General features: G+C 38.2%; 11 protein-coding genes. All 11 read right to left on the bottom strand.

Translation table 11 applies throughout. The annotated features are described in order from the left end of the window. Nucleotides 1–20: 20 nt before the first annotated feature. The 11 genes from F7D20_RS01250 to F7D20_RS01300 all read right to left on the bottom strand — a co-directional run bounded on the left by F7D20_RS01250 (nucleotide 21) and on the right by F7D20_RS01300 (nucleotide 12818). Nucleotides 21–2870: a cation-translocating P-type ATPase gene (locus tag F7D20_RS01250; protein ID WP_158462445.1), complete on the bottom strand. Its 2850-nt coding sequence runs from the start codon at nucleotides 2868–2870 to the stop codon at nucleotides 21–23. Between the two features lie 14 nt (nucleotides 2871–2884). Beyond that, nucleotides 2885–4921, bottom strand: a complete 2037-nt coding sequence (locus F7D20_RS01255; RefSeq protein ID WP_158462446.1) for a TPR end-of-group domain-containing protein — start codon at nucleotides 4919–4921, stop codon at nucleotides 2885–2887. Nucleotides 4922–4926: 5 nt separating this feature from the next. Next, nucleotides 4927–5550 (bottom strand): hypothetical protein, encoded by a 624-nt coding sequence (locus F7D20_RS01260; protein WP_158462447.1) that lies wholly within the window; start codon nucleotides 5548–5550, stop codon nucleotides 4927–4929. A gap of 37 nt (nucleotides 5551–5587) precedes the next feature. Continuing rightward, nucleotides 5588–5938: a hypothetical protein gene (locus F7D20_RS01265; protein WP_228114067.1), complete on the bottom strand. Its 351-nt coding sequence runs from the start codon at nucleotides 5936–5938 to the stop codon at nucleotides 5588–5590. A 112-nt stretch (nucleotides 5939–6050) separates the two neighbouring features. Further along, on the bottom strand, nucleotides 6051–6608 hold the full coding sequence (locus F7D20_RS01270; protein WP_158462449.1) for a hypothetical protein: 558 nt from the start codon (nucleotides 6606–6608) through the stop codon (nucleotides 6051–6053). A gap of 17 nt (nucleotides 6609–6625) precedes the next feature. After that, nucleotides 6626–7603 carry a DUF4407 domain-containing protein gene (locus tag F7D20_RS01275; protein ID WP_158462450.1) on the bottom strand — a complete coding sequence of 326 codons (978 nt, stop codon included), beginning with the start codon at nucleotides 7601–7603 and terminating at the stop codon, nucleotides 6626–6628. Between the two features lie 28 nt (nucleotides 7604–7631). Continuing rightward, nucleotides 7632–8264 carry a hypothetical protein gene (locus F7D20_RS01280; protein ID WP_158462451.1) on the bottom strand — a complete coding sequence of 211 codons (633 nt, stop codon included), beginning with the start codon at nucleotides 8262–8264 and terminating at the stop codon, nucleotides 7632–7634. 144 nt (nucleotides 8265–8408) lie between these two features. After that, on the bottom strand, nucleotides 8409–9440 hold the full coding sequence (locus F7D20_RS01285; protein WP_158462452.1) for a PrsW family glutamic-type intramembrane protease: 1032 nt from the start codon (nucleotides 9438–9440) through the stop codon (nucleotides 8409–8411). A 6-nt stretch (nucleotides 9441–9446) separates the two neighbouring features. Then, entirely contained in the window at nucleotides 9447–9890 is a 444-nt protein-coding gene (locus tag F7D20_RS01290; protein ID WP_134843812.1) for a hypothetical protein, read from the bottom strand. Nucleotides 9891–9894: 4 nt separating this feature from the next. Continuing rightward, nucleotides 9895–11370: a helix-hairpin-helix domain-containing protein gene (locus F7D20_RS01295; protein ID WP_158462453.1), complete on the bottom strand. Its 1476-nt coding sequence runs from the start codon at nucleotides 11368–11370 to the stop codon at nucleotides 9895–9897. 11 nt (nucleotides 11371–11381) lie between these two features. Beyond that, nucleotides 11382–12818: a PP2C family serine/threonine-protein phosphatase gene (locus tag F7D20_RS01300; RefSeq protein WP_158462454.1), complete on the bottom strand. Its 1437-nt coding sequence runs from the start codon at nucleotides 12816–12818 to the stop codon at nucleotides 11382–11384. Between the last annotated feature and the right edge of the window lie 3 nt (nucleotides 12819–12821).

Raw genomic sequence — 12821 nt, forward strand, 5'->3', positions numbered from 1 at the left:
GCAACTCCTTCTATTTTATTTTAGATTTTCTTTAGCAAACTCCAAATTTCACGAATCCAAAGCACAAGTGAAGAACCAACGAAGATGATTACCCAATCCTCAAACTTCAAACCAGTTACATTGAAGAAATTCTGCAAACCAGGAATCTCTACCATAGCAATCTGACCAGCCAAAATGATAGTTGCAATAATCAACAAGCCCTTGCATCCCTTGAAATGAAGCGCACTCTTACCTGTCTCAAATGCTCTTGCACAGAAGAGATAGAAGAAGTGAGTCATCACGAAGATGGTGAAGAATAAGGTCAACTCGTAAGGAGTAAGACCATCAGATGCACCTAACTGAACGTTGAGTAAATCTGTTAACTGCGTAATATTAGAATGTTCAAAGACATAAAGTAATACAAGAAGCAACACAAAGAAGAATCCACCTACACCCAAGATGTTCTGATACATCGCCTTATTCAGGATAAAGGCATTTCTATCTCTTGGCTTATCTTTCATCACGCTCTCTGATGGAGGCAATGAAGCCAATGCCATTGCAGCAAAAGTATCCATAATCAAGTTTACCCAAAGCATCTGAGTTACGGTAAGCGGACTTTCCTCGCCCATAAATGCACCAAAAAGAACGATAAAGCAAGCTGCCACATTCACTGTCAACTGGAAGAGCAAGAAACGTTGGATATTCTGATAGAGTGAACGTCCCCACATCACCGCCTTACCAATACTACTAAATGAGTTATCGATAATGGTAATATCAGATGCCTCCTTTGCTACAGAAGTACCATCACCCATAGACAAACCAACATGAGCAGCCTTCAAAGCAGGAGCATCGTTGGTTCCGTCACCAGTAACAGCAACGACTTGGTTCTTTCTTTGCAAAGCCTCAACTAATCGTTTCTTATCCATTGGACGAGCACGAGAGATTATCTTCAAATCCAAGACTCTCTTATCCAACTCTTCGTCAGAAAGAGCAGCAAACTCTGGACCAGTAATAATATTCTTATCACCATCCTTTGCTGTCCACAGACCAATTTGACGACCGATTTCCTTAGCTGTACCAGGAGTATCACCAGTAACAATCTTCACATTGATACCGGCATTCATACATTCTGCTACGGCTGCAGGAACATCCAGACGAACAGGGTCGCTGATAGCCACAACACCCATAAAGGTTAAATTATCAGCCACAACCTTACCATCCTTGAATATGTGAGCCTTACCATCAAGTATTTGATAAGCAAAGCCGAGGGTACGCATAGCTTGGTTCTGATATTCAACCAACTGATTCTCAATATCGGTTTTAGAAACATTGTTCTCGATGTTCTTGCACAAACCACTTACAATTTCAGGAGCACCCTTGACATAGAGAATTGTTTTGCCTTCAAACAAGGAAGACTTAACAATTGTTGCCATATACTTACGCTCTGTAGAGAAAGGCAACTCCTCCAAAACCTCAGCAGACTCACGCAGATTCAGATAATCAATGCCAGCCTTCTTGAGCCAAAGAAGCAAAGCACCCTCCGTAGGATTGCCCAATACTTTTACAGCCTCAGCATCTGAATAATCCAAAGAAGCAGTTGAATTGACAGCGATACCTTCCTCAATCAACAGACTTTCCTTATCATTACCCAACGTCTGAGCAGAAAGACCATAGAAATTGGTATCATGCACTTGCATCTGATTCTGAGTCAAAGTACCAGTTTTATCGGTACAGATAACTGTCGTAGCACCCATTGTCTCACAAGCATGCATTTTACGAACTAAGTTGTTGGTCTTCATCATTCGAGTCATACTATAAGCCAAGCTCAGAGTAACAGCCATTGGCAAACCTTCTGGTACCGCAACAACCACAAGTGTTACTGCAATCATCAAGGTATCCAACGTATATGTAATCAACTTAGCTATTTGCTCACCCGGCATCAAAGTATCATGGAAATAAACTACCATACCCATCAATATCACAAAATAGCCAATGATTGATGGAACAACTGCCTTCCAACTCCAGTCGTCAAACTTTTTTATAACCATCCAGAAGAATATAGTTGTAGGAATGGCCAAAGTCCAAACAATAGGATTCCAACCGAAGAACACCATCAATTTGAGAACGATAATAAGCGCAGCGAAGATATAGCTCAACTTGGTAATCAAGTCTGCCAAACCATCCAACTGTTCATTTAATGGTGTGCGAACACTATCATCTATCTGTGCTGCCTCAAAGACTTTACCATTTTCCGTTTTGTCGCCAACTGCCAAAACTTTGAAAATACCATGACCTTCCATCACCTTTGTACCACGCATCACATGGTTAGAAGGGAATGTTGCATCCTTATCAAACTCCTGTTCATGAATTGTCTTATGGCAAATAGGCTCGCCTGTCAAAGAAGACTCATCAACATTCAAGGTAACTGCCTCTAAAAGTTCACCATCAGCAGGAATCTCCTCACCAGTATTCAATACTACGATATCACCGACAACGACATCTTTCTTCTTGATAGAAGTTGTGTTCCCATTTCGGATTACTTCTACCATTTCATCGTCATTGACTTGGTTGAGAACCGAGAACTGCTTATCAGCCTTTAACTCAAAGATAAATGCGATACCTGTGGCAAGCAAAATAGCCACAAAGATACCAACTGGCTCAAAGAAAGTCTCCGCACCTTCATGCAATCCCCAAAACTCATAGCAAGAAATGCCGATTGACAACACTCCTGCTATCAACAAAATGATAATGAGAGGGTCACCAAACTTCTCAAGGAATTGCTTCCATAGAGGTTCTTTCTCTGGTGGTGTCAAGACATTGACGCCATGTTTACTACGGCTTTCGAGCACTTGGGCATCGGTTAAGCCTGTGTAATGATGTTTCTGTTCCATAATATAATTGTTTATTATTTGATTTTCTGTTTATGTGTAATACGCAACACATTCTTCGTATTGTCTATTTCTATCTTTCCCAATTTACTTAGAACACTTTGACCAAGAAGCAAAGGGGCAGCCTGATTGCGAACAACAGAAGCCTTGATGTTATTCATATGTAAAGAACCGAGTTTTACATCCTTCAAATTGATGACCGTACCTTCAGTTATGTTTCCATCAGCAGTCTGATAGTTCTGCTTACCAATAATGTCTGTAGAAGACAAGAAGTCATTCTTTGCCATAAATGTAGCTTCAACAGAAGAAATCGAAACATCTGTTGCACCTGTATCAAAGATGAAATGCAAAGGCAAGCCGTTGATAGAACATTTTACCTTGCAAACGCCTGCATCCTTTGTAAAAGGCACTTCCTCCACCTTCAACTCGTATGCAGAATCATTTTCTTCATCAGATGCTATTTCCTGTAGATGTTTCTCTTCATACTCATTTATCAAAGCCTTGAACTCCGCTGTGTTGCGGATATTGTCCAAGTCACGATCACACTTGATATGAGCGAAATGTCTATAGCCATTCTCCAAAGACTGGCGAAGATAAGAAAGAGCCTTTTCTTTCTCCCCCATTATTGAATAGAGACAGGCAGCGTCATAGCTGTTTTCCTTTTTGTCTTTGTCCAAAATTTTATTCAAGATCTCTATCGCCTTGTCCTTTTGCCCAAGATAATAGTAAGCATAAAAAGAACTTTTTGTTTCTTCTGGAATAGAATCCAAGCGAACGACTTGATTGAAATCAGCTTCAGCTTTTGTTGTTTCGCCCTTTAAGTGATACAAACGACCTCTAACCATATATAAATAAGCAGTGGTAGGTAGTAAGTTTATAGCCATCGTATAATCTTCCAATGCCCCTTCAATATCACCAAAATGATCTTTCATTGACCCTCTTAGTACATACCCAGCGCAAACACCAGGATTCTTTGATATATAATCACCCATTACATTTATAGCCTCTTTTGAACGCCCTGCATTGTCCAATATGTCAGCCTTAAAGAAAATGTAATCTGTATCTGTTGAATCCAAAGCTATAGCTTGGTTACAATACTCCAACGCCTTGTCATAATCACCCAAACCATTATAACAGACTGAAATTCTATATGCCGTTATAACATTAGACTCTTGTTCTAAAGACTCCTTGTAATATGCTATTGCCTTATTAAACTTAGCTGCATTTTCATACGCTATACCCAAATAATAAGCCCAACTTTGCTCATTGGGTTCTTTTACTTTCTGGATCTTTAATCTCGCTACAGTTTGTTCAAAAGCAGAATCTGCCAATTGCTGCAATTCATAAAAAGCTTTTTCGTCACGATCTATATTCAAAGCAGTCATCACATCCTCTATTGCTTGTTCGTATTTTTTCAAACCGATATAACTCTCCGCACGGCATGAATACGCAGAAGAATAATTCCGCTCTAACTTGATGACATAATCAAATTGTTTGATGGCATCTTCATAACGTTTCTGCGCATTCGCATTTCTGCCAATACCCATATAGCCCATCACATCACCAGCCTTCAAAGAAATCATCTTTTGATAATCCTTATCTGCCAAATCGTATTTCTTCAGTTCTTCATAGACTTGAGCTCTGTAATTATAAAAACGATCATCATTAGGACTCACATTGATAGCCATATCATAATCTTTGAGAGCTTGAATCGTATCTTCCAAACTCAAATAAACCATGGCTCTTGTAGCATAAGCAAAAGACTTGAATTCTTTATCCTTTGCTGGAATTTTCTTCACAGCAATGTTGGCTGCTGTCAAAGCTCGTCCAAACTCTTCGTTATAGTTTCTCACCAAAGCTATCCATGCAAAGGCATAGCCATTATCTGGATGCTCATTGATTTCCTTGTTCAGGTAATCAAGAGCCTCCTCTGCGTTATCATTATTGACAGCCTCTACACCCCGACTATAATTATAGCTATCAGGTCGCTTGATGTTATCAGCCAACATGGCTGAAGAACAGAACACTAAAATCGATAAGATAAATTGTCTCATATCATTTACTCTTTATTAGTTGTCACTTCATCTTCTCTTCTTAATCTATCCAACTCTTCCCTGAAACTACGCTGTACATCAAAGAATCCAGCCAACATCGCCGCCAGATAATTTTCAATGTTTGGAATCTGCGGAACCAACAAGCACTGGCGCTTAGTATGAACAGCAAAACGTTGCCCTTCCTGGTCTATTGAATAGACCATTGTCAAGAAAGAATTGATATTTATCGTATTGATTGCTTTGCGGATATGGCATATATCATCAAAGTCATCCAAATCGACACTTCCCCACCAAGTATCCCATATTCCTATCATCAAACAATCCTTCCAAGTATCTATACGGAAATTTTCTCCTTGATAAGTGAAGAACATTGTATATTCATTCTCTTCGTCAAACTGCACTTCGCAGTTCAACTTACGCAAGATTTCTACACACAAGTCTCGTGTACTTATATTTTGGTTCTCTTTCATATCATTTTTGTTTAAAGGTAACACTTCTGCACTCACTGACATATTCGGTGCATTAGCAATGCTGTCCATTTCTTTTTCTGCTCTATCTTTCTTATTTTTGTAATTTAAGAAATAACAGAACAGGACTATTGTAATGAGTATTGATAAAAATTCTATCATATTAAAATATTTTTATTCCGAAATAAAAGACTATATTTTATTTACCCACGGCATTACCTTGTCCCAAACTATTCATTCTTGTAGATTCCAAAAGAGGGAGGTTACTTTCTGTCGGAATATAAATGACCGTCTTGTCACTCAAATCAGACTGCTGACGAACCCAAAGATACTGAATATAGGTTGGGGTTATGCTTCCATTTTCTATTTTAATTGCTTCAGCCGCACCTTTAGCTCTTTCAATCTCTGCCTGAGCATTGAGCTTTTCTGCTTCAAGATTAGCACGAGCTTCTTCTATTTTTATTTTACGGTTTTGTTCCGCCTTAGCAAACTCAGCCTTTCCTTCCATTTCTTGAGACCAGACATTATACCATGGACGAACAAAAGCCATTACTACAAAAAAAGCAACTATGACACCCACGACTTTTACCACCAACTTGACAAGAGATGGAGTTATATTATAATTGTAATTTGCACTCATTTTGTTTTAATTTAATTATTTGTCAGAAAATTTCATTTTCACTACTCTGCATCGTACTAAAGTTACCATTCTGTTGAGGTATCAACTCATAGTTAAGCCCTTGATAATCCAAAGTAACTTGCGAATCCTTAGAGAAAGACTCATTAGCTACAAAACCACCAGTATTTCCTCCTGCCATTTTTTTATTTGGATTCCAACCTCTTCCTCCATAAAAGAACACCTGATAAGTCCCATTAGGAATAGAAAACTCATAAGAATCTCCGGCTAAGATATAAGCATTTCGAACAATATTCCCATTATGCTTAATGATTACGACCACGTCACATTCAGAATTTACAGAAGTAGAAACTGTTATTGTAGAGGAACTACCATACAAACTTGCATTATCATAAGGTACAGCACCCGTTTGCAAATGATTATCGATGTAAGGATTATCCTCAACTGCAGATGTTACTGTAGATGAAGACCTATAAGCATCTTCATAATTACGGTTATTGGGATTTGGTTTTGTCACATTGCCACAAGAGCTAAACAAAGTAGAAACCAATATCAAACCCAAAGTCATTTTTCTTAAATACATATTTCTATTTTTACTTATTAAACATTTATTTTAGTCTGCACTCTGTTGAAAGCCATATTAAATTGAGCCATTCTAACTTTCTCTGCCCCTACGATGGCCATTTCATAGTCACATTCTTTATCTCCCATTTTGCTTGCTACGACAAAGAGTTCCAAGCTCATTAGCAATACAAAGAACACTGCATAAAATGCACCTGCAACTTTTCGGGTTGTTATGATAGAGACCATCGCTTCCAATTCCTCCAAGAATCCCACATTAGCCTGACATTCCTTTCGAGTATCTTCTTCAATGGTCAACTTTTTCTTTGTCCAGTCTCTTTCCTGTAAATCAAGTTGCTTTATCTTTTCATTATTGTCAACGACAATAGCTTGTTTGGGATTCGCCACTTGATTTGTAGTCACAGAAGGATTATTTACCGTTTTAATACTACCATTTACGACTAACTTAGCCTGACTGTTCGTAACCGATCTTTGAGTAATCCAAGGATGAGCATTTATATCAGCCTGCAACTCAGAATTTACCTTATCCAAAGAATCTTTCTCTACACGAAGAGCATTCAATTTTCCATCAATCACTCCCACTCTCTTTTGAGTAAGGTCAGCCGTTTGTTGCTCAATCGTGTCTGCCATTTGCTTGTCTATGTCTTTTCCAAACATGGTCTGGTCAAAAATCGTAGAACCGACAACTGCCATTACGATAGCTATCACCAATCTGAAAGTTGCTAACATCTTTGTTGGATGTATCGCCAAAAGTATCTGTCTCTCTATCATTACTATGATTGTCACAAACACCATAGAAACCAAAGCACATCCCCAAACAGGAAGACCTATATATCTTTGAGCGAAACAGAAACCAATGATACTCCAAACTATCATCAGGATAAGTAACGCAGAAGTATATTTATTCAGCTGACTTTTACTTGCCTCAGAACACTGTCCTAAAACATTTTCATTCCAACCTGTCAATTTACAACCAAACTTTATCCACCAACTCATAAGGCATTCATTTTAATAGTTCGACATATTAAGAAGCAATAGCTTGTTGTACAGCACCAACATTAGCGTTTGGCATCTGCGGCATTTTAGCCTTTACATTGGAGCCACTCATTGCTATAGTTGCAATTCCTCTCAAGAAGCCACAATCATACGACTGCAATGGAATTGATGCTTCATTTGCATTGTTTCTAAAATCAGCTTCCATCTCTCTCAACTCTTCTTTATGAGCATTAATCAATGACATAGTCTTTTCGATTTCAGCAACGGTGGTCAACAAACCTGCAGCATTGCAATTGTCAATACGAACCTGCAAGTCTTGCTTCATTACATCATAGTTGAGGTTGATTTCCCTGAACACCATGAGTATCTTATTGCGAATGAGACTCATATTTAAATCACGAAAAGCCAAGTCACTCTTAACCATTGCATCAGCAAAGCCCTTATCCTCAAAGTTTTTATGAAGATAACCATAGATAACATCTATTGGCCAGCCTGTAGCATAAGAAACCATCAAAGGCTTGTTTCCTGCCGAAGTCTCTTCCTTGACAGGTGTAACACTTGCAACTTCTTCCTTTGCATCTGAAGGCTCTACCACTGGAAGTGATACGGTAGCTGCGCTCTCGTTGTCACTTTTCTTGTTGAAGATATTAAAGATTCCCATAATCTTAAAGTTTTAATTGTTATTACTTTTATTTTCTGGTGCAAAAGTATAGCTTTTCTTTCAATAAGACCGAGAATCCCCAACGTTACACCCACGATATACTCTTAGGTACTCATATTTGCTTGCAAGGTTATAATACCATCATCATTGCCTCAATTTCAACTGATAATCAACACTTTGCTTCAAATACACCATCAAAAGCATCAAACCTAAGAACACCATAACAAGAGAAATTGCCCAATAATTAGCCAAGGAATCATACAATCCATGCACTATAGCAGGAATGCTGATTGCAAGAACATATAAGCCTCGCCTATACTTTGGATAGAGATGAGCAAACGACAAGAAATAACCTGCAATACCGCACCAACAAGCATGAAGGAAAGGCAAGCTTGTCAACCTTGCTATATTCAAGAAGAACGAAACATCATACGTCTGCTCAGCGTTTACAGTAATCTGATATTGAACTCCTTCAAAAACCCCAAAAGAGATTCCTGCCATCAAGCCATAAAACACCATCGTTTGAGGTATTAACGGTTCCTTTGCTTTTTTTAATATAATAAGGAGCGGTATCATCTTTCCTAATTCTTCCGTAAGTCCCACCCCGAAGACATAACCAAGTATGTTTAAAGGGAAAGCCACATCTGTAAAAGCATAGAAAGGATTGACTTTAGGTAAACCTAACAAATCCCATGCAACAAACACACAAAGTTGAGTCAAAAAGAATACATTCAAAGTTGTCTTCAACTTTACTTGGTTCGTTTTAAAACAAGCATAGAAAAATAATCCCCAAATAACTGAAAAGTACAAAGACACTTCGTAGAAAATAAAGAATCCTCCTAATGGTATATTCATAATTACCATTGGCAATAATCCAACTAAAGCCAATATCAGAAACCTTTGATCTGAAAGAAATTGTTTGGATAACAACTTGGCTTTTGGAAATATTAACTCCGAACCAATTGCAGAAAGTTGCGCTAAAACATTCCCTTTATTTTGAACATGACACTGCAGATTGGCTCGTTTTAAATAAAAGCCAACAGTCCGTTCAAGGCTATCGCCGTCAGCAATAGCCTTGTCTTGTTTTAGCACCTGTCCATTGTTCACATACGAAAGTAAAGTTTTCTCATCGTATGGACCAAAGCGATGATTGTTGCGGATTACGTAAATATTCATATATCATCAGAATACCGTAGCCATTATTGCAACAATAATAGCAAATGCATAAATTCCCAAAAAGACAAGACAAATTATTCCAAAATATTTCGAAACATATCTCAGACTATCAAACATATCGTTTAATTCTTTGTTATCATCATACCTGCAAGCTGAACGAGCTTGATTGATGAAAGAAAAAATTCTCTTTAAAACAGGATAATAAATAGCAGCTAATATTATATAAATTATACCCATAGGAATACTACTTCCTGTTCCTCGATAGCCATCCATAAATCCCCAAAAGATAGCTATAAAACCAACAATGGCTAAAAAGCCCATAGAGATACAACCTACTATGTTTATAAATTTTATCCATTTGGTTGCTTTCAGAAGATTTTCTTTCATTTCTTCAGTTATCTTCAATCGACATTCTACTGTTTCTTCTGTTTTATTCAAATCTATAGCCATAATTTTAATTATTTACAAGTTGAACAACTATTAATCTACCTCCTTGACTTTTATCAAGCAAAATCTGCCTACCATCTGTCAAAGGCACATATTCCCCGATACCAATAGGCTTTTTATCCGTCGCATCATACATATCTGGCAAACGGCGATTGATGAGAATCCATTGATTATTAAAGAAATGGAAGTCTCCTACAGGCTTTTTATCCTCATCAGTCGTTTTTTCATTTGCAGAAACCAGACGATTAGAATGCCACTTATACAAAGTCTGCTTATCATACACCATCAATCTGTAATTCTCAGACATATACTTTCCGTGAGAAGGTGCATAATAGAAATTGAGAATAGGCAATTGACCTTTATATTCTGTTCCACAGAAAGGACATCTTGGCTTGGTAGTATTGTCAAAGACATACCAATGCGCCTCACATTTCGGATTTTGACAAGGTTGAACCAGATCACAAGTCTTAACCAAAGCGTCTTCCCATTCTGCTGCACTTGGACGAGCCGAAGGATTATGAAGTCCATCTATAAAAGCTCTATCAAATAACTTTTTCAAATACGGACCACAAATTGTATATGGTAGTTTTGCAGGGTCACCTTGTGGCAACTGACTCTTATCTAAATCTTGAGGTTTGACACGATTTGTCTTATCTGTCGGATGCTCTATAAACAAAGCCTTTTCTCCCATCGACAACTCTTCATCTTTTGCAGGATCTATATCCCATACCTTGCCACCTCGCAGAGGATGTCGATTTAGCAAGTACATATATATGAGTACAGCTAAAGCATGACGGTCTGTTGCGATACTCGGAAGTTTTTTATTAGGATCGCCAATCTTCAAGCCTTTGGTTTCCATAACCTCAGGTGCTATAAAATCAGGAGTACCTAAAACTCCAGCATCATATTTTCCTGGAACAACCAATTCATCTGCATCAATAATACAAGAATTACCAGTAATAGGATCTACAAGCACATTTTTATACGATAAATCTGAATGAGCAAGACCGGCAGCATGCAATCTTCTGACAGCACGAGCCAGTTTTAAACACATGTGCAAATCAGAAAGCCAAGTACCCTTTTGGTCTGCTGGAACAAAACGATTTCTCAATTTTGCTGATGCGAACCATTTACCTTCTTTTTCCTTACCATCAAAGGGACCACCTTTAAAGAAATACTTACTTGGATAAAAGGGTAAAACTACCCCGATCTTTCCATTCCATTCTACAAGTCGATCTGGCATTATCAAATAGTCTTTCCAATATTTACCCTCTACAGTCTCAAATATTCGTTTATGGTAAGGGCCTACAATATTTTCCAAACGATTTTTATCACTTGGTGAAAGAGTTTTTCGATAAAAAGCGACAACGTATGTCTTGTCTATTGAAAAATAAACATCCTTGACACCACCTTGAGCCTTGATTTCATCATAAAACTCAACGGTTGTGCCATCAGATGCCTTTAATATTACTTTGTTTGCCATAATATACTTTTCTAATACAATATTGCAATAGTTCTATCATCATGGTTACCTGGTGACCAGAAGTCAAGCCAATTGAGCAATTGGTCTTTTGCCGCTTCATTGTCATCAGACAAATCCACTCCATTCTCCTTTAAATCCTCCCAAAGTGCATCCCACTTATCAGGATTGTTCAGATTAGCATCCGTCTCAAACTTTGGGTCACTCACACCATCTGTCATCAAGAACAAAGCGGTGAAGTCTGGGACTATGTAAAAGCGGAGTCTCTGATACAACGCTGTTGCGTCCTTGAATATCTCAGGCATCGTCAAGAAGCGAGTTTGACCAGCAAACTCACCTTCATCAGGCACACCGAGTAACTTTGCAGTATGCGCTTCTTTGTCATAGAGACAAATCGCACCATCACCTACCCAAAAAGATGCAACAAACCAACCGTAACTAAATTTTTTACAAATAGTCAACAAAAATGTTGTTGCATAAATCTTTGGAGATTGATTTTTCGATGTCGCTTCTGCATAAATTGCCTTATGAGCACGAAAGGCAGCCGTACCAACAATCTTGTAGATATAATCCCCAACCATTTTACGAGCCTCGCTTTCGCTGTCTTCCTTAAACTGGTCATATGTATCTATCTCTTCTTCAAATTTCTTACTATCCAACAATTGCTCCTTGCAATAATCAACTGCCGTTTCACAAGCTATTCGAGAACCTTCACGAGAGAAGATAGCAGAACCAGCTCCATCAGCAACAGCCATAATATACCATCCATTTTCAAGATGAGCCATTTTGAAATGGTCATCACGAGGTTTTGCTTCTTGGGCATGCGAACGACCACGCTTGCTGGCTGCTACAATATCCTTTTGAGGAGTACCGTCATTCAGAGCCTCAACCTTCACATATTCACATTGTACATCTTCATTCTGATATTGCGGCTCAGGCATATTCTCCCAATCCACAGGTAAATTTTTCCACAATTTACGTGGGTCTTGATTGATGACAAAAGGAATCTTACGTTCTAAGACGGGTCTATCTTCTGGCAAGAATATACCTTTATATTTATAGCATAGCGTCAATTCAAATGTTGATTCAGCCGTTGTTGTACCACCATTACGCAATGGCTCTAAAGTTGGTAAACCACTAATAGTAAAACTATGTCCATCCTCTGCCACAGTTATTGTTAAGCCATGCATTTCTTCCGATATGCCGTTTACTTCAACAAGCACCATATTTTCATCAGGAACGTTCACAGTCTGTGAATATTCCTTTCCTTCTTTAGCATTCGGTATCGAAAATGCTAAAGACTTTACTTTATTTTCTGCAACTAAAATATTGTCCATCAGATGTTCTTTATATTGATTCCACAATTTGCAAGAAAGAAACTTCAAGAAGTCTTCCACCTGCTCGTCGTTCTTCCCTTGACAAACTATATCTATTATCTTTTCTACATTCATAGC

Source organism: Segatella copri (assembly GCF_009495355.1).
GTDB lineage: Bacteria > Bacteroidota > Bacteroidia > Bacteroidales > Bacteroidaceae > Prevotella.